Below are 19,461 nucleotides of genomic sequence, written 5' to 3'. Positions count from 1 at the left end.
CACCAATGTCGCACAGATCACGGCAAGCGATCAGTACGATCCCGACAGTGACCCGACCACAGACAATACGGTAGACGAAGACGGCGATGGTAATGGCGACGATGACGATGAAGACGAACTGATCATAGCACCAGCACAAGCAGATTTATCATTAACTAAAATAGTGGTTGATGGGGATACAACACCTCTTGTTGGTTCTGAAATAACTTTTGAAATAAGAGTGTTTAATGACGGACCTCAAGATGCAACTGGAGTTGAAGTAATGGATTTGTTACCATCGGGGTATGATTTTATACTATACAGTTCAACATCAGGATTGTATGACGAAACAACTGGTCTCTGGACAGTTGGAACTGTATTATCAGGAGAGTCAGAAACTTTATTAATAGATGTATTGGTAAATGGTACAGGAGATTATTTAAACATTACAGGAGTGATATCTTCAGATGTCTTTGATATAGATTCTGTTCCAAATAATGACGATGGTGATCAAAGTGAGGATGATGAAGACAATGCTATTGTAACACCAGTTGAATCGGTTTCAGATCTTTCACTTGAAAAAGTTGTGGTAGATGGAGATGTAACACCATTGGTAGGTTCGGAGATTACATTCCAAATTACAGTAACTAATAATGGGCCACAAGACGCAACAGGTGTTGAAGTTACAGATTTACTACCATCTGGATACGACTTTGTATTGTTTAGTTCTACTTCTGGTGCTTATAACGAAACCACAGGTTTATGGAACATAGGAGGAATTGCAAGCGGTGAGTCAGAAACCTTACTTATAGATGTATTGGTAAATGCATCAGGTGATTATTTGAATATTGCAGAAGTAACGTCTTCTGACACTATTGATTCAGATTCAACACCAAATAACGATGATGGTAATCAAAGTGAAGATGATGAAGATAGTGCAATCGTTACTCCAGTAATTTCAATAGCGGATCTATCATTAACAAAAGATGTTGTAGATGGCGATACAAATCCTTTAGTGGGATCTGAAATTACATTCATAATAACGGTAACCAATGATGGTCCGCAAGATGCAACAGGAGTAGAGGTCACAGACCTATTACCATCTGGATTTGATTATATCCTATTCAGCTCAACATCTGGAACTTATGATGAGACCACTGGAATTTGGAATGTTGGAAATATTGATAATGGCGCTACTGAAACTTTATTGATTGATGTGTTAGTTAATGGTAGTGGCAATTATTTAAATATTGCACAAATCTCCAATTCAGATATTGCAGATAATGATTCTTCGCCAAATAACGACGATGGTGACCAGAGTGAAGATGATGAAGATAACGTACTTGTATCTCCTGTAGATGCGTTAGCAGATTTATCTCTTGTCAAAACAGTTGTAGATAATGAGATTATGCCAAATGTTGGAGATGAAATTACATTCCAGATAACAATAAATAATGCAGGTCCAGATACAGCAACTGGTGTAGAAGTTATAGACTTGTTACCTCAAGGATTTGATTTTGTCCGTTTTAGTGCAACATCAGGTATATATGATGAAGTTACGGGATTATGGACTGTAGGAACAGTTCCAAATGGAAGTTCTCAAAGTTTGTTTATTGATGTAATAATCAATGAACCAACAGGTACAGCAGGAGAATACTTAAATGTTTCTGAAATTACAGCAAGTGATGTGATGGATCCTAACAGTACACCAAATAACGATGATGGAGATCAAAGTGAAGATGATGAAGACAGCATTTTGGTAATGACTGAGACGGCAGATTTAAGCTTATCTAAATCTGTAAGTGATATGAATGCCAATGTGGGTGATGTAGTAACATTTACATTACAAATAGATAATGCAGGTGTTGATGCGGCTACTGGAGTTTCACTAGAAGATATTTTACCAATTGGTTACAGCAACATAAGCAATATTAGCAATGGAGGCGAACTTATTGGAAATATCATTACCTGGACAGGCTTGAATGTGCCTTTAACAGGCTTAACGATTACTTACGAGGCTACGGTTAACATGCCAACATTACAAGCAGGCGAGTATTTAAATATTGCTCAAATTACTGGAAGTGATCAATTTGATCCTAACAGTTTACCAGATAACGATGATGGAGATCAAAGTGAAGATGATGAAGACAGTGCATTTATAAATACACCTATAGCAGATGTAGCAGTAACCAAAACGGTAGATAACACGAATCCTTCTATAGGAGATATTATAGTATTCACTATCACTGCAAATAATTCAGGAGGTATAGACGCTACATCAGTCGAGATTTTGGACGTATTACCAAGTGGGTATGAGTTTATTTCTTCTACTGCATCAGCAGGTGCTTATAATGAGCAAACAGGATTGTGGATTATTCCGGTAGTATCTGCTGGAACTTCTGAAACATTAGAAATGTCTGTAAGAGTTGTGGATGTTGACGATTATGTAAATACGGCATCGTTAGAATTCTTAGACCAAATAGATGGCAATGAAAATAATGATACAGATGAAACCACAATAGAACCACAATGTTTACATGTATACAATGAATTCTCACCCAACGGAAACGGTAAGAATGAATTCTTTGTGATTGATTGTATTAACAATTATCCTAATAACGAACTGCAAATTTATAACAGATGGGGTAATGTGGTATACATTAAAGAAGGCTATGATAATACGTTTAATGGTATTTCTAACGGAAGAGCTGTTGTAAATAAAAACGAGAAACTACCTGTTGGTACTTATTATTACATCCTAGATTTAGGAGATGGATCTGAACCAAGATCGGGATGGCTTTATATAGTAAGATAATTTAAGAACACAGTATATATTTTAAAACACAAGAATTTAAAGATGAACTTAAAATTTAAAATAGTATTTGGTTTAGTTGTAGCATTTGCATGTATCCATGCAAATGCGCAACAAGACCCACAATACACAGACTACATGTTTAATACATTAACTGTAAATTCTGCCTATGCTGGTTCTAGAGGTCATTTAACAGCCACAGGATTATACAGAACACAATGGGTAGGGTTGGATGGCGCTCCAGAGACCCAAACCTTTAGTATAGAATCCCCCGTTGGTAAAAACGTTGGTCTTGGGGTTGTTTTGGTAAACGATAGGTTAGGGCCATCGGACGAATTTTTCTTAGATGCTAACTTTTCATATACCATTAATTTAAATTACGATAGCAAGCTATCTTTTGGGATTAAGGGAGGTTTAAGGTTATTAAATGTAGATTGGTCTAGAGGATCATATCAGGAACAAGAAAACGTGTTTCAACAGAATATTGATAACAGATTTTTACCAACTATTGGAGCAGGAGTTTACTGGCATAATGATAATAGTTATCTAGGATTATCTGTACCCAATTTTTTAACAAGCGAACATTACGATGGTGTACAAAACGCGATTGCTGCAGAGCGTTTGCACTATTTTTTAATAGGAGGGAAAGTTTTTGATTTAAGTCCAAGAATAAAATTAAAACCCGCCTTTTTAGGAAAGTTTGTGGTAGGTGCACCTATTATTGTAGACTTATCTGCTAACGTGTTATTTGATGATGTATTTAGGTTAGGTTTGGCTTACCGTTGGGACGATTCTGTAAGTGGATTAATAGGCTTTCAATTAGGTCCAAAATTAATGCTAGGGTATGCATACGATGCTACTACAACACGATTAAATAACTTTAATTCTGGAACGCACGAAATTATGTTGCGTTTTGAACTTCGATCTAGAGAAAAACAATTAAAATCACCACGATTCTTCTAAACATAAGCTACATGAAAAATATAATTACACTTTTACTTTTAGCTGCAGTAAGCATCATACAGGCACAAAACTCTAATGAGAAAGCTGATAGATTGTTTGATAGAATGTGGTACAAAGAAGCATCAGCCTTGTATGAATTAGAGCTAAAAAAGGCAGAGCGAAAAAATGAAAACTTTAGTAATTCTAACGATTCTACTTATGTAAATCTTTTAAAAAGAGCGGGAGATTCCTATTACTTTAATACCGATATGGAAAATGCCCATAGATGGTATGATAAGTTAGTTTCTAACTATTATTCTAGCGTAGATGCAGAATATGTTTTTAGATATGCACATGCCTTACAAGGGATAGGACAATATAGAGATGCAAAGCGCTGGATGAAAGAGTTTTCTAAGCGTACTGAAAATAAGGATGATAGGTCTCCAAAATTCAGTCAGAAGAAAATTACTGTTGAAGATATTTTAGATATAGAACCAAGGTTTGTACTTAAAAATATATCTACAAACACAAAGTATTCAGATTTTGGACCTATGTATTATAAGGATAAGCTAGTATATTCATCAGCTGTAGATAGTTCTACATTTCATACACGCATTTATCATTGGAATGAACAGCCTTTTCTAAATATGTATTTAGGGGAGTTGAATGAAATTCAATCTGACGTAAAACTAATTGATGAGTTTTCAGATAAATTAAATACGCGATATCATGAAGCTACACTTGCATTCTCACCAGACGAAACTAAAGTATATTTTACCAGAAATAATTACGATGGCGATTTAGGACGTGATGGTAAAGGCACTAATCATTTAAAATTATACAGTGCAGAATTGAGACGAAATAGAGATAGTGTTTTAACATGGCAAAATGTAAAAGAACTGCCTTTTAATAGTGAAGACTATTCCGTAGGACACCCTACAGTAAGTAAGGACGGTAAATTACTTTACTTTGTTTCGGATATGCCAGGGTCTATTGGAGCAACAGATATTTTTGTAGTTGATATATTAGAAGAAAATGAAACTACTAAAAAGGATAGTACTTTTACAGGCTACTCCAGACCAAGAAATTTAGGAACGAAGGTAAATACTGCAGGACGTGAAATGTTTCCATATATCACGAACAATGCATTGTATTTTGCTTCAGATGGACACTTAGGTTTAGGAGGTCTTGATGTGTATGAAAGTAGAATAAACGAAGGGCAATTTATAAACCCTGTAAACCTTGGGGCGCCACTTAATAGCAAACTAGATGATTTTGGGTTTATAGTAAATGAACCCAAAGACAGAGGATTTGTATGTTCTAATAGATTAACAGGAAAGGGTGATGATGATATATATTCCTTTGTGCGCTTACCTGCACCAGATGGCCCGCTTTGTGAACAAGCCATTAGAGGTTATGTGTCGAATTCAATTACCGGCGAACGTATTTCAAATGTAAATATGGCTTTATTATCTGATACAGGTAAGTTGTTAGAAACCACAACCACTAACATTGCTGGTGCATATACATTTAATACGGTTTTAGATTGTGCAACACCATATAAAGTTACGGCAGAAAAAACAGGTTATGAACCTAAAGAGAAACCAATGCTTACATTAAATGAAAACGGAGAAACAGTTGTTGCCTTAGGTTTAGAAACGCTAAACGAACTTATTGTTGAAGAAAAAGGTGTGCTAAAAATTAAGATTGGTATTATTTATTTTGATTTAGACAAATCTTTTATTCGTAATGATGCAGCTATTGAGCTCAACAAAATTGTATTGTTGATGACGCAATACCCAAAAATGGTAATTAAAATTGAATCGCATACCGATTCTAGAAACTCCAATGCATATAATTTAAGTTTGTCAGACCGGAGAGCAAAATCTACCAGAGATTATATAATTAGCCAAGGCATTGATGCAAACAGAATTGAGAGTGCCAATGGTTTTGGTGAATCTCAGCTCATAAACAATTGTGCAGATGGTATAAGTTGTTCTGAAGCAGAGCATCAACTTAATAGACGCTCAGAATTTATAATTGTTAAAATGTAAACACAAATAAATCAAAACAAATATTCTATTACAAATGGAATACAAGGTTAGTTAATAGCATAATAAAATCCCTAAAACCATTTAATAGAATAAGAAAGCGGGCGTTGTTACAATGCCCGTTTTTATTTTAAATATTTGTGTATAGTTTGTAATAGTTTTTTTTCATCAAAAGGCTTAACAAGTACCTCGTTTATACCGTGTTTTTTAAAGCGTTTAATATCTTCTTTAAAGGCTTCTGTAGATAAAACTATAATCGGTGTTTTTTTATATGTTTTAGATAAACTACGTATAGATGACGCCAAATCTGTTGCTTGAAACCCCTGTATAGTGTTGGCTAGTAAAATAATATCTACATCTTGATCTACAACATTAGAAATTAAATCTTCCCCTTTAGAGATTAAATTAACATAAAAATCCCCATTAGAAGCAAGAATTTTTAAAATGGTAAGCTGTATAAGTTCAGAATCTTCCAGTAAAAGAATATGATGCTTTTTATCTCGTTTAGATAATTGATAGTTTAGTAAACCTTCCTTTAAGTCTTCCGTATAGTTTGATAGTTTGAAACTAAGATTACATACAAATTTAGAACCTTTTCCAAGCTTACTTTCTACTTTAATGTTTCCCTGCATTTCGGAAATTAAGTGCTTTACTACAGCAAGTCCTAGGCCAGTACTTCCTTTGTTGTTTTCAGAAGGTTTAATTTTAGTAAACCTTTCAAAAATAGACTCAATATCCTCTGAGTTTATCCCAATTCCTGTGTCTGAGACTTCAATTCGCAAATTAGCTTTTCTAGCTCTTATGTGGTTAAGAGATATATTGAAGCTAACTTTACCTTTTTTTGTATAGGCGATAGCATTGTTTAAAAGATTCCCAATAATTTGTTTTAATCTGTATTGATCTCCCCTCAGAAAATCTGGAATTTTTTTACCAGTTTCAAAACTAAACTCAAGACCTTTTCTTTCTGCCAATGTCTTGTAACCAGTGGTAATATCATTGAGTAGTTGTTTTAGATTAAATACTTTTTCGGATAAAATAAGTTTACCAGCTTCAATTTTTGAAATATCTAAAATATCTTCAATTCTATGTTTTAAATCCTTATTTGCAGACTGAATAATATTTAAATAATTTTTTTGTTCAGGAGTAACATTACCGTTTATAAGTAAATCGCTAAATATTATTGAAGCTGTTATAGGATTACGAAGTTGATGGCTAAAGTTGGCTATAAAATTATTTTTAAAAATTTCCTTTTCTAACAAATAGTCGTTTTTTAGCTCTAATATCTGCCCATTTATTATTGACTCATTTCGTGTTTGAGCTGTTAGCTGATAATTATTGTAGTGCCTAGTTAAATCTTCTATTATAATAAGGTTTTCCTGATTGTTTTCTGTCCGAACAGTAATGTCTGTTACAAAGGGTGTGTTATTTACCTCCAGATTAACACACGAGAATTGAAAACATTCATTTTTAATTGAAATTAAATTGTCTACTATCTCAAAAAAAGGATGAATATCTTGAATATTGGAATTAAGCTTAATATGAAACAGGACATTGTCACTTTCCAGAACGTTCCCTGAGTTATCAATTAAGATATATTGAAAATAATTTTTTTGATATTTTTTTTTGTAGCAATCTAGCATCAAATCTTATTCTAAAATTAACTCTTTAGCTAATTTAGAAAAAAGCGTTTCAACTCTACTACCAGTTTTTGCACTTACAAAAAAGTCGACAAAACGATTAAAAGCATCGTTATACTGCTTCAAATATCCCTTGTTTACTAAGTCCATTTTGTTTCCCACGACTTTAACTGGGGTATTTGCATAATTTTCCTTTAAAAATTGTAATTCGGTTTCTAAGTTTTCAAAAGTTACAGGTCTGGATAAATCAAAGGTGTAAATAAAAGCATTTGTACCAAGTAAATAGGACGATCGTGTTTTATTGATATCATCTTGACCCTCTAGATCCCACAATACGAAAGAAATGGCTTTATCATCTATTTCAATCACTTTTTTTGATATATGTACTCCGATGGTAACCTTGTAATCTTCAGAAAAGTTGTTTTCTACAAAACGCCTTATTAATGAGGTTTTTCCAACCCCAAAATGCCCTAACAAAACAATTTTTTTAGATTTGGTGGTCATTAATAAAAGTTTTTAATTTCGAGGTTAATTCAGTTTTGCTATTTAACAGATTTACAATTTTTTCTTTATTGGTAAAACTAAGAATTTTGTCTTCTAGTTTATCTTTAGAAATCACATTATAAGCGCCAGAAATGGCTACTGCAAAGTAAAATGATGAAAAATTTTGAAGGTGTATATGGTACAAATCATACTCTATATATTGTAAGTTTTGTTCTTCCTTCTTAAACGCATCCTCAGCAAAACTCTTAATAGCCGTAAGCATACCTGCAACCATATCTTCATCTGCCATTTTATGTTTTGAATATTCTGCAAGTACCAGACCTGAACCTTTTTCAACTATAATTATCTGTTCAATGTTAGTATTATTCTGCTCTTGTAAGAGCAAGTCAGATTCGTTAATGCCAGAAGCTTTTGATTTTGCTTTTCTAAAAAAGCGTTTAAATGAAAATGTATTGCTTACTTGATTGTTTATTTTTTCAGACAGCAGTTTCATTTCGTGCTGTACATAGCGTTTTACCATTAGACCAAGAATAGGAAAGAGTGCCTCTACAACTGCGTCTTTTGAGTTTTTTATCTCTTCTTTTAGTGCTTCGGTAATAGTAGGACCAAGCGTATCAGGTATTTCTTTGACAAATTCTTTTAGTTTTTCATCTATTATCGGATCAACTTTATTGGACAGGTTTTTCCGTTCATTAATAGTATTTTCAAGAATTTTTATTTTTTTCTCAATTGAAGAAGCGAGTTCCCGCTCATCAGTAAGCAGTATGTCCTTTATGATATTTAGTTTCTCATCTTGATTCATCGAGATTTCAACATTTACTCTCTCAATTTTTCTCCCATTTTTGTGAAAAGCTCACTTAATAGTTTACGATTTACTTTTTTGTTATCTAGATTATCTAGTTTGTCGTTAATAGAATTTTCAAGATCTGTAATTCGTATATTAATATCTGTGCTAAGCGAATCAATATTTTGTAAAAGTTCAGATTCTACAGTACTGATTAAGTTTTGAAGTTCTTCTTTTTTTGCTAAAATGTCAGCCTTTAAAGTTTCAAATTCAGAATTATATGCTTGAATATCCTCACCGAAAATCAACTCTTTTATGGCATCAATCTTAGAAGTGGCTTCTGTAGATTTACCATTTAAATGTACTTTTGGTTCTTTAGTAGCTTCTTTTTTCATTTTAAGGGAGTATTTAACTATAATTACAAAAGTAGTATAAAAACTATAGAATAAATCAAGTTTTGAAGGTTTTTAGAGTATTAAACCTATTCAGATAGCGAAGATAGTTTTCAAAAGAATTTCAAATTACTTCTTTATATAGGTTATACACATCAAGTGATTTTTTCTATTACTATATGGATGATTTAATTAAAATGGATTTAATAGAAACTGTATTAATTTACTCTATACGTTTTATTCTTGGGTATTAAAATGCATCCAAAATTCAGTAATGATTTGACAATATATCTATAGATATAAATTAAAAATCAAATAAAACTATTTAATTATTTGTATTAATTTTTCTAAGGATATAGTTAAGAGTTTGATGTTTTTTCAAAGCGTATCGTTAATGGGTGTGCAATCTCGCTTTTAATATTAATATGTAGTGTAACTAGCTCGCTTAAATTTTTAAGTGGAGTATTTCTTTTTTACAATAAAGTTTAGAAGGGATATAGTAACCTTTAACAAATAACGTTTAAAAACCCTAAATTTACTTTCTATATCTAGAATCCTATTATGGTATTAATGCTTAAATCTAATGATTACTCTTTTGTTGGAAATATAATTTTAGGGATTCTTTTATGCGGCGTTTTATTTCTTGTGATTTTATTGATTAGGAAAGTTATAACCACCATTTTAGACGGAATAGAAATGTTGTATGCCTCATTTACTAAGCGCCCTATTTTTATTCATTTTTATTTATTTAAACGAAAACTAAAACCCAGTCAAGTTTTTATTTTACAACATGAATTTAGCTTTTACAACAGACTAGATGATAAGTATAAACGTTTTTTTGAACATCGCGTAGCGGTATTTTTAAAAAAGAAAAAATTTGAAGGCAAAGAAGGTTTTGTAATTACCGAAGAAGTTAAAGTGTTAGTTTCGGCAACAGCAATAATGTTAACGTTTGGTTTTAGAAATTACCTCATTCAGTTTGTGAAGCATATTTTAATTTATCCAACGGAATATTACTCAATATTTAGTAAAACTTATAACAAAGGAGAGTTTAACCCTCGTCTTAAAACGCTTGTGATGTCATGGGATAACTTTCTAGAAGGGTACAGAATTGAAGATGATAAACTTAATTTAGGAATTCACGAGTTTGCTCATGCTATTCATTTTAATAGTATAAAAAGCGAAGATATAAACTCTATTATTTTTGTAGATACATTTAATGCATTAAGAACTGCATTGAATGGAGATGACATACTTAAAAAAAAATTAGAAAATTCTAATTTATTACGAGACTACGCGTTTACTAATGACTCTGAATTATTAGCCGTATTAATTGAAACATTTATTGAGTCGTCTAATGAATTTAGAAAACAGTTTCCTAATATTTATAGCTTAGTAAAGCAAATGCTAAACTTTAAATTTTCGGGCTATTAATAGCTTAAATGACTTTTGTCATGCTTTTTCCGTCTTTCTATTTTTAATTTTAGACATAGCTAAACTAAGAATAGTGACGATATGATATGTAAAGCACCCATTTCGATGATAATGACAGAAAAAGTTATTACATTAAAAAAACACGATAATTTAGAGAAAGCAGAAAAATTATTTAAAAGCCATAAAATAAGACATATTCCTGTGGTTCAAGATGATGTTATTGTTGGTATGTTGAGTTATTCTGATTTACTAAGATTGAGTTTTGCAGATGTAACGGATGCTAATGATAGTGCAGCAGATGCTATGGTTTACAACATGTTTACTATAGAACAAGTTATGAAGAAAAAAATAGTTTGTGTGTCTCCTTCAAATACTATAAAGGGTGTTGCTGAAATATTAGCAAAAAGAGAATTTCATGCACTTCCTGTAGTTACTAATAATAAATTAGTGGGTATTATAACTACAACAGATTTAATAAATTATTTGCTAGAACAGTTTTAAGAATTAGCTATACGCTTTAGGTCTTTTATAGTTTCAAGTTGATTGCTACTTTTAAACACGTGGCTTCCAGCTACAAAAACATCTGCGCCAGCATCCACTAATTGTTTTATGTTTTTATCAGTTACGCCTCCATCAATTTCTATTCGTGTATTTAAACCTTGTTCGTCAATCATTTTTCGAAGTTTTTTAACACGGTTATAAGTCATATTTTCAAACTTTTGCCCTCCAAATCCTGGGTTTATAGACATTAATAATACCATATAGCATTCTGGTAAAACATCTTCTAATACAGATACTGGTGTTGTTAAATTAAGAACTACACCAGCTTTACATCCAGCTGATTTAATTTGTGTAAGTGTTCTGTGAAGATGAATAGTAGATTCATAATGTACCGTAATAATGTCCGCACCTACCTTGGCAAACTCCTCAATATAACGTTCAGGCTTTTCAATCATTAAATGCACATCTAAAGGCTTAGTTGCATACTTTTTTATAGCTTGAATTACCGGCATGCCATAAGAAATATTAGGAACAAAATGACCATCCATTACATCTATATGAAACCAATCTGCTTCACTGTTATTAACCATTTCGGTATCTCGTTGTAAATTGCCAAAATCAGCAGCTAACATTGATGGCGCTATTAATTTAGAATTCATGTGGTAAAGCTATTTTAATCTTTGACAAAAGTAGGTAAAAAAATAAACCCGCGGTAATCAGCCGCGGGTTCTTTCATCAATCAAAAAACGAACAGTTATGTGTAACTGTTGTTACCGTAATTTAGTCGTAATGTATTTCAATTACTAACCTAAATAAGTCTTTAATATTTTACTTCTAGACGTATGCTTTAGCCTACGAATAGCTTTTTCTTTAATTTGTCTTACACGTTCTCTAGTTAAGTCAAATGTTTCGCCTATTTCTTCCAATGTCATTGGGTGTTGGTTACCTAAACCAAAATATAAACGAATTACATCAGCTTCACGTGGCGTTAAGGTTTCTAATGCACGCTCAATTTCTGTACGTAAAGATTCGTGTAATAACTCTTTATCAGGGTTTGGCGATTCGCCAGAATTCAATACATCATATAAATTGGAATCTTCACCTTCTACTAACGGTGCATCCATACTTACATGACGTCCAGAGTTTTTCATAGATTCTTTAACATCATTAATAGTCATATCCAACTCTTTTGCGATTTCTTCAGCTGAAGGCGGACGCTCATGACTTTGCTCTAAGAAAGCAAACGTTTTATTAATCTTATTAATAGAACCAATTTTATTTAATGGTAAACGTACAATACGAGATTGTTCAGCTAATGCTTGAAGAATGGATTGACGTATCCACCATACCGCATACGATATAAATTTAAAACCACGGGTTTCATCAAAACGTTGTGCAGCTTTAATTAAACCTAAATTACCCTCATTAATTAAATCAGGTAATGTTAAACCTTGGTTTTGGTATTGTTTTGCTACAGATACAACGAAACGTAAGTTAGCCTTAGTTAATTTTTCTAAAGCTACTTGATCGCCTGCTTTAATACGTTGTGCTAATTCAACTTCTTCATCGGCAGTAATCAAATCTACTTTACCAATTTCCTGTAAATATTTGTCTAACGACGCAGTTTCTCTGTTAGTAACCTGCTTCGTAATTTTAAGTTGTCTCATCTAAAATTCTCCTGTAATTTAAATTGTGAATATATACCACTCAATAGTTATACGTATAAATACCACATTTTGTTACAAAATAGCTAAATTATTTTTAACTCTTTGTTTTTTGGACACAAAAGATAACGAAAAGTCACAATTAGAATTTAGGTAATATAATTAAACTCTAATATGAATTTAGTTAAGGATTGGGCCTTAATCGCCTGTGATGAAATATTTAGACCTTCATTAAGTATAATAAATAAAAAAGAAGTTGAATAGTTGATGTTTTTGAATTTTAGTTATCAATGCGATTTAACTGCGCTATTAATAGTAAAAGAAAAATAATAATGCTGCTTACTATCAGCTCATTCATAAATAGAGAATTACTTTTTAACGACAAAGGCATAAAAATAGCAAAGAGTAATAGGAATGCAAATATTCTTTTTGGTACTCTTGTTTGTTTCACTCTTCTAATACTTTGTAAAATCTTTTCTTTCATCTTTTTTAAATTTTTACAAATTTCATATAAAAATTTCATATAATTTTATTTATATTTATTATGAAATATATAAATGATAATTATGAATTATACCTTGCACCAATTAGAAGTTTTTTTAAAAATAGCAGAATTACAAAGTGTAACTAAAGCTTCAGAAGCTTTATATCTTACACAGCCTGCTGTTTCAATTCAACTAAAAAAGTTCCAAGAACAATTTAAAATTCCATTGTTTGAAGTTGTAGGGAGGCGTATTTATATTACAGAATTTGGATTGGAAGTTGCGGCTGCTGCTTCAAAAATTATGGAAGAGGTAAAAGCTATAGACTACAAAGCACTTTCTTACCAAGGAGAATTGGCGGGTAAATTAAAAATAGCAATAGTGTCGACTGCAAAATATGTAATGCCATATTTTATTTCAGATTTCATAAATGAAAATAGAGGGATTGATTTGGTAATGAAAGTAACTAATAAAGCATCAGTAATTAAAGCTTTAGAGAATAATGAAGTTGATTTTGCTATGGTGTCAACAATTCCTAAAAAGTTAAAAATAAATAGGATTGAACTTATGCCAAATCAATTATATATGGTAGGAGGGAAGGATTACAAATTAAAGAATGCGTATTTGTCTAAATCTGAATTTCAAAACTTACCATTAATTTTTAGAGAACAGGGGTCCGCTACACGTTTGGCAATGGAGAAATTTATAGAATCCAAAAAGATTCCTACCTACAAGAAAATGGAATTAATGTCTAATGAAGCACTAAAGCAAGCTGTAATCTCTGGTTTAGGTTTTTCAATTATGCCTTTAATAGGTATTAAAAATGCAATTACTTATGGCGATTTACAAATTATACCTGTTAAAGGATTGCCTATTGTAACCAATTGGAATTTAATTTGGTTGAGCTCCAAAAACATGACTACCATAGCTAAATCACTAATAAATTATATTAACGAGCATAAAGATGATATAATAAACAAACATTTTAGTTGGTTGGATCAGTACAAATAAAAAAACCGCTTCTAAAGGAAGCGGTTTTTAATTCTATATAACTAGGAAAGAAAATTAATTAGTCTTCGTTATTATCCTCTCTAGGTTTTCTATCGTCTCTACGGTTATCACGATTACGATTATTATCACGATTACCTCTGTTTCGGTTATCACGACCACCTCTACTGTTATTATCTCTTGGAGGTCTTGGTTGCCAACCTTCAGGTTTTGGTAAAATAGCCTTACGAGATACTTTTTCTTTGCGTGTTTTAGGGTCGAAACCAAAATACTTCACATCAAAAACATCTCCCATATTAACCACATCGCTAACATTTTCGGTACGTTCCCAAGCTAATTCGCTTACGTGAAGTAGTACCTCATTTCCTGGAGCTTCAGTATACTCTACTACAGCACCAAAATCAAGCATTTTTATCACTTTTACTTCATAAACGCTGCCCACTTCAGGTTTAAACATTAAAGCATCAATTTTTGCTAATACAGCATCAATACCTTCTTGGCCTACTCCTAGAATTTCAACGATACCCTCTTCAGTAACTGGATCTTCATTAATAACAATGGTAGTGTTGGTTTCTTTCTGTAATTCTTGAATGACTTTACCTCCAGAACCAATAACAGCACCAATATACTCACCAGGTATTACACGAGTTACCATTTTTGGTGCATGAGATTTAACATCTGCATTAGGCGCAGCTATAGTATCTGTTAATTTGCTTAAAATATGTAAGCGCCCATCTCGTGCTTGCATTAAAGCCTTTACTAAAATTTCGTATGAAAGTCCTTTAATTTTAATGTCCATTTGGGTAGCGGTAATACCATCAGCAGTACCTGTTACTTTAAAGTCCATATCTCCTAAATGATCTTCATCTCCAAGAATATCAGATAATACAGCATACTTATCTCCGTCAGAAATTAATCCCATGGCAATACCAGAAACTGGCTTTTTAAGCTGAACACCAGCATCCATCAACGCCATTGTACCAGAACATACTGTTGCCATAGACGACGATCCGTTAGATTCCAATACCTCAGAAACAACTCTTACGGTATATGGACAATCTTCTGGTACCATACCTTTTAATGCACGTTGTGCAAGGTTACCATGGCCAACTTCTCTACGAGACGTTCCTCTAATAGGTCTTGCCTCTCCTGTTGAAAATGGAGGGAAATTATAGTGTAAATAGAAACGCTCTTCTCCTTCAAAAGAAGGCATATCAATTTGGTTTGCTTCACGTGAAGTTCCTAATGTTACAGTAGCTAAAGCTTGAGTTTCTCCACGAGTAAAAATAGCAGACCCATGAGTAGAAGGTAAGTAATCTACCTCACACCATATAGGCCTTATATCTGTAGTTTGGCGTCCATCTAAACGTAAGCCTTCGTCAAGCGTTAAATTTCTAATCGCTTCTTTTTGAGCTTTTGCTACATATTTATGAATCAGTTTTCCTAACTCATCCTGTTCTTCTTCAGAAAAAGATTCAAAAACTTCTTCTTTTATTTTACTAAAAGCTTCGCCTCTCTCGTGTTTGGCAGAGCCAGCTTTAGCAATGGCATAGGTTTTGTCATAAACCATGTCGTGAATTTTCTTTGCCAAATCTTCGTCTTCAACTTCAGGATCATATTCACGAGTTTCTTTTTTACCAAAAGCTTCGGCCAATTTTAACTGCGCATCACATTGTGCTTTAATAGCTTCATGTGCAGCTTTAATCGCTTCAACCATTTCTTCTTCAGAAATCTCGTCCATCTCACCTTCAACCATCATTACAGAATCTGCCGAAGCACCAATCATCATATCAATGTCAGATTCTTCTAATTGCGCATACGAAGGATTAATAATAAACTTACCGTTAATACGGGCAACTCTTACCTCAGAAATTGCAGTTTCAAAAGGAATATCAGATAATTGAATAGCTGCTGATGCTGCTAAACCAGCCATAGCATCTGGCATCACTTCAGGGTCATGAGACATTAATTGAATCATTACCTGTGTTTCTGCATGGTAATCTTTAGGGAAAAGCGGACGCAAAACACGGTCTACTAAACGCATCGTTAAAACTTCACCATCACTAGGTCTCGCTTCTCTTTTAAAGAAACCGCCTGGGTATCTTCCTGCTGCTGCAAACTTCTCACGATAATCTACCGTTAAAGGCAAAAAGTCTACATCGGCTTGATGATAGTTAGAAACAACTGTACACAAAAGCATACATTTTCCAGATTGTACAACAACAGAACCATGTGCCTGTTTTGCTAATTTTCCGGTTTCAATAGAAATTTCTCTACCGTCCCCAAGGTCTATAACCTCTTTAAATGTTTGTGGAATCATAAATTTTTTCTTGTAATCAAGCAATATTATGCTCGAATCAGGTTAAACAATGGTCGTTGTGTTGTGTGTAGTTGTTGTGTGAGCGACCATAAAAGGTCTCGACCAATGAAAAACTATAATTAGCTTCTTATAAATAATGCGAAGTTTAAACTCTTTCGCTAGAGTTATATGTTTTGGGCGTTACCCACAAGGGGGCGGGCTTTCACTACTCGCTCCCTCCTTAGGTCGGGGAGCTTAAACATGCCGTTCAATCCCTAACGCAAAAAGAAAAAAGAGGCTTACTAATGTAAACCTCTCTTATCCTGTTTATTTTCTTAATCCTAACTCTTTTACTATCGCACGATATCTTAAGATATCTTTCTTAGTTAAGTAATCTAATAAAGAGCGACGCTTTCCTACTAATTTTACTAATGAACGCTCAGTATTATAATCTTTACGATTTTTCTTTAAGTGCTCTGTTAAGTGATTAATTCTGTGCGTAAACAACGCAATTTGAGCTTCTGCAGTACCAGTATCGTTTTTTCCTTTACCGTGTTTTGCGAAAATCTCCTCTTTCTTTTCTTTAGTTAAATACATGCTAATATTATTGTAAATTATTGTTATGTACTATGAAAGTCTTTCTTTCAAGCGGCAAATATACATCTTTTTTATATTTAATTAATTTTTTCTGTGGTTTTCTATAGTGCTCAAAATTCTAAAAAAAAAGACTCACAACTACATACAAGTTCTGAGTCTAATCTTTTTTGATAAATATTTTAAACTATGCTCTTAAAGGGCTATTTGAAATTAAATCAATATACTTATTTACATTAGCCTTTAATTCTTTTCTATGTGTGATAAAATCTAAGAAACCATGATCTAAAAGAAATTCTGAAGTTTGGAAACCTTCGGGAAGTTCTTTACCAGTAGTATCTCGTACAATTCTAGGTCCAGCAAAACCTATCAGAGCACCAGGCTCACTAATATTAATATCTCCTAACATAGCAAAAGACGCTGTAGTACCACCCGTTGTAGGATCAGTACATAATGAAATATAAGGTATTTTAGCTTCTGCCAATTGTGCCAATTTTACTGAAGTTTTTGCCAATTGCATTAATGATAACGCTGCTTCCATCATTCTAGCACCTCCAGATTTTGAAATCACTAGTAGTGGAATATTATGTTTTAAAGAATGATCTGCTGCACGAGCAATTTTTTCGCCAACTACACTTCCCATTGAGCCACCTATAAAAGAAAAGTCCATACATGCAACCACTAAATCTTTACCCTTAGATTTTCCAACTGCTACCCTAACTGCATCTTTAAGTTTTGTTTTTTCTTGAGCAGTTTTTAAACGCTCAGGGTATTTTTTAGTATCTACAAATTTTAAAGGGTCTTTAGATTCTAGTTTGCTATCTAACTCCTTAAATTTATTGTCATCAAAAAGGATTTCAAAATATTCTTTACTACCAATTCTAACATGGTATCCATCTTCTGGACTTACATAAAAGTTTTGTTCAAGCTCTTTGGTATCTACAATTTTACCTGTTGGAGATTTGTACCACAAGCCTTTAGGTGTGTCTTTTTTCTCCTCCGTTTTTGTTTGTATTCCTTTATTTGTTCTCTTAAACCAAGACATATAGATTTCAGATTTTAAATAAACGGTTTTGGATTGAAAAAATCAATTTATAACCGTTTCAAAATTTAAAGTTTACAACTTTAAGAAATAAACTAGTTTACAAAATTAACCCTTTTTTTATTTTTGGAGTAACACCCTACTGATTTTATTAAACTTTAATGTATAACTGTTTGTACAATAGTTTTTTAACTAAAAAAGGTCTTGCTATAAGCAAAACCTTTTTTCAATATAATTTGTAGTAAATTACCTTGTTTTACAAGGAATTAACATTATTTAAGTCTTCAAATGCTTTTTTAAGTCTGGCAACAAAAGTTTTTTCACCTTCACGTAACCATACTCTTGGGTCATAGAATTTTTTATTAGGAACATCATCGCCATCAGGATTACCTATTTGAGATTTTAGATACTCTGATTTATCTCCCATATAATCTCTAATACCAGTCATAAATGCATATTGTAAATCTGTATCAATATTCATTTTAATAACACCATAGCTAATAGCTTCTCTAATCTCTTCTAATGTAGAACCAGAACCACCGTGAAATACAAAATCTATGTGGTTATGTTCTACACCATATTTCTCTGAGATATATTCTTGAGAGTTTTTAAGGATTTTTGGAGTTAATTTTACATTTCCTGGTTTGTATACACCATGTACATTTCCAAAAGCAGCAGCAATAGTAAATCTAGGACTTACTTTGCTTAATTCTTCATAGGCATAAGCAACTTCTTCAGGTTGAGTGTATAATTTAGAAGCATCAACATCAGTATTGTCAACACCATCTTCTTCTCCACCGGTAATACCTAATTCTATTTCTAAAGTCATATCCATTTTAGACATGCGCTCAAGATATTGTTTGCAAATTTCAATGTTTTCTTCAATGGGCTCTTCAGACAAGTCTATCATGTGAGAACTGAATAATGATTTTCCAGTTTCTTTATAATGTACTTCACTTGCATCTAGTAATCCATCTATCCAAGGCAATAATTTTTTAGCACAGTGGTCTGTATGCAAAATAACAGTTACACCATAAGATTCAGCTAATGTATGCACATGTTTTGCTCCCGCAACTGCCCCTGCAATTGCTGATTTTTGCCCATCATTACTTAAACCCTTTCCAGCGTTAAACTGTGCGCCACTATTTGAAAATTGAATAATTACTGGAGCATTTAAATCTCTAGCCGCTTCCATAACGCCATTGATACTATCTGAACCAATTACATTTACAGCTGGTAAAGCATATCCGTTAGCTTTTGCATGGTTAAAAATAGCTTGTACTTCATCTCCAGTAGCAACTCCTGGTTTTATATTATGTGCCATTGTTTTAAGTGG

At 32.7% G+C, this 19,461-nt stretch carries 16 protein-coding genes; 6 read left to right on the top strand and 10 right to left on the bottom strand.

Going from position 1 to position 19,461, the window contains the following annotated elements; genetic code table 11:
- From EYD46_RS10520 to EYD46_RS10510, 3 genes are all read left to right on the top strand, one after another.
- A partial coding sequence (locus EYD46_RS10520; RefSeq protein ID WP_130937085.1) for a T9SS type B sorting domain-containing protein occupies positions 1-2,794 on the top strand: 2,794 nt, incomplete at its 5' end.
- Between the two features lie 42 nt (positions 2,795-2,836).
- A complete protein-coding gene (locus EYD46_RS10515; RefSeq protein WP_130937083.1) occupies positions 2,837-3,754 on the top strand; it encodes a PorP/SprF family type IX secretion system membrane protein in 918 nt (305 codons plus the stop codon).
- Positions 3,755-3,765: 11 nt separating this feature from the next.
- Positions 3,766-5,787 (top strand): OmpA family protein, encoded by a 2,022-nt coding sequence (locus EYD46_RS10510; RefSeq protein ID WP_130937082.1) that lies wholly within the window; start codon positions 3,766-3,768, stop codon positions 5,785-5,787.
- 122 nt (positions 5,788-5,909) lie between these two features.
- Here the strand turns inward: EYD46_RS10510 and EYD46_RS10505 are convergent, their stop codons facing one another.
- From EYD46_RS10505 to EYD46_RS10490, 4 genes are read right to left on the bottom strand one after another with little or no spacing between them, the layout of a single operon-like run.
- Positions 5,910-7,424, bottom strand: coding sequence for an ATP-binding response regulator (locus tag EYD46_RS10505; protein ID WP_130937080.1), 1,515 nt, complete (start codon positions 7,422-7,424; stop codon positions 5,910-5,912).
- 6 nt (positions 7,425-7,430) lie between these two features.
- Entirely contained in the window at positions 7,431-7,925 is a 495-nt protein-coding gene (locus EYD46_RS10500; protein WP_130937078.1) for a Rab family GTPase, read from the bottom strand.
- Positions 7,909-8,727: a cell envelope biogenesis protein OmpA gene (locus EYD46_RS10495; protein ID WP_130937077.1), complete on the bottom strand. Its 819-nt coding sequence runs from the start codon at positions 8,725-8,727 to the stop codon at positions 7,909-7,911. Before EYD46_RS10495 ends, EYD46_RS10500 begins: the two co-directional genes overlap by 17 nt.
- Before the next feature lie 14 nt (positions 8,728-8,741).
- The gene (locus EYD46_RS10490; RefSeq protein WP_130937075.1) at positions 8,742-9,104 is read right to left on the bottom strand and encodes a fructose 1,6-bisphosphatase; all 363 of its coding nucleotides are present in this window, start codon (positions 9,102-9,104) and stop codon (positions 8,742-8,744) included.
- A gap of 558 nt (positions 9,105-9,662) precedes the next feature.
- On the opposite strand from EYD46_RS10490, the gene EYD46_RS10485 reads away from it, so the two are divergent.
- A complete protein-coding gene (locus tag EYD46_RS10485) occupies positions 9,663-10,535 on the top strand; it encodes a zinc-dependent peptidase (protein WP_130937074.1) in 873 nt (290 codons plus the stop codon).
- A gap of 81 nt (positions 10,536-10,616) precedes the next feature.
- On the top strand, positions 10,617-11,036 hold the full coding sequence (locus EYD46_RS10480; RefSeq protein WP_130937072.1) for a CBS domain-containing protein: 420 nt from the start codon (positions 10,617-10,619) through the stop codon (positions 11,034-11,036).
- Here EYD46_RS10480 and rpe read toward each other — a convergent pair.
- Positions 11,033-11,695, bottom strand: a complete 663-nt coding sequence (gene rpe, locus EYD46_RS10475) for a ribulose-phosphate 3-epimerase (RefSeq protein WP_130937070.1) — start codon at positions 11,693-11,695, stop codon at positions 11,033-11,035. The genes EYD46_RS10480 and rpe overlap by 4 nt on opposite strands.
- Before the next feature lie 144 nt (positions 11,696-11,839).
- Entirely contained in the window at positions 11,840-12,703 is an 864-nt protein-coding gene (locus EYD46_RS10470; protein ID WP_027137161.1) for a sigma-70 family RNA polymerase sigma factor, read from the bottom strand.
- Positions 12,704-13,266: 563 nt separating this feature from the next.
- Between EYD46_RS10470 and EYD46_RS10465 the strand changes: the two genes are divergently transcribed.
- Positions 13,267-14,193 (top strand): LysR family transcriptional regulator, encoded by a 927-nt coding sequence (locus EYD46_RS10465; RefSeq protein ID WP_130937069.1) that lies wholly within the window; start codon positions 13,267-13,269, stop codon positions 14,191-14,193.
- Between the two features lie 58 nt (positions 14,194-14,251).
- Here EYD46_RS10465 and EYD46_RS10460 read toward each other — a convergent pair whose 3' ends face one another.
- From EYD46_RS10460 to fbaA, 4 genes are all read right to left on the bottom strand, one after another.
- Complete coding sequence (locus EYD46_RS10460) at positions 14,252-16,510, bottom strand: polyribonucleotide nucleotidyltransferase (protein WP_130937067.1); 2,259 nt, start codon at positions 16,508-16,510, stop codon at positions 14,252-14,254.
- Between the two features lie 306 nt (positions 16,511-16,816).
- Positions 16,817-17,086 carry a 30S ribosomal protein S15 gene (rpsO, locus tag EYD46_RS10455; RefSeq protein WP_130937065.1) on the bottom strand — a complete coding sequence of 90 codons (270 nt, stop codon included), beginning with the start codon at positions 17,084-17,086 and terminating at the stop codon, positions 16,817-16,819.
- A gap of 184 nt (positions 17,087-17,270) precedes the next feature.
- A complete protein-coding gene (gene accD / locus EYD46_RS10450) occupies positions 17,271-18,128 on the bottom strand; it encodes an acetyl-CoA carboxylase, carboxyltransferase subunit beta (RefSeq protein WP_130937064.1) in 858 nt (285 codons plus the stop codon).
- Positions 18,129-18,381: 253 nt separating this feature from the next.
- Positions 18,382-19,449: a class II fructose-bisphosphate aldolase gene (gene fbaA / locus EYD46_RS10445; protein ID WP_130937062.1), complete on the bottom strand. Its 1,068-nt coding sequence runs from the start codon at positions 19,447-19,449 to the stop codon at positions 18,382-18,384.
- Positions 19,450-19,461: the final 12 nt, after the last annotated feature.

It is taken from the genome of Hyunsoonleella pacifica, from assembly GCF_004310335.1.
In the GTDB taxonomy this organism is placed as follows: Bacteria; Bacteroidota; Bacteroidia; order Flavobacteriales; family Flavobacteriaceae; genus Jejuia; species Jejuia pacifica.
This window is presented reverse-complemented; position numbering and strand designations above follow the sequence as displayed.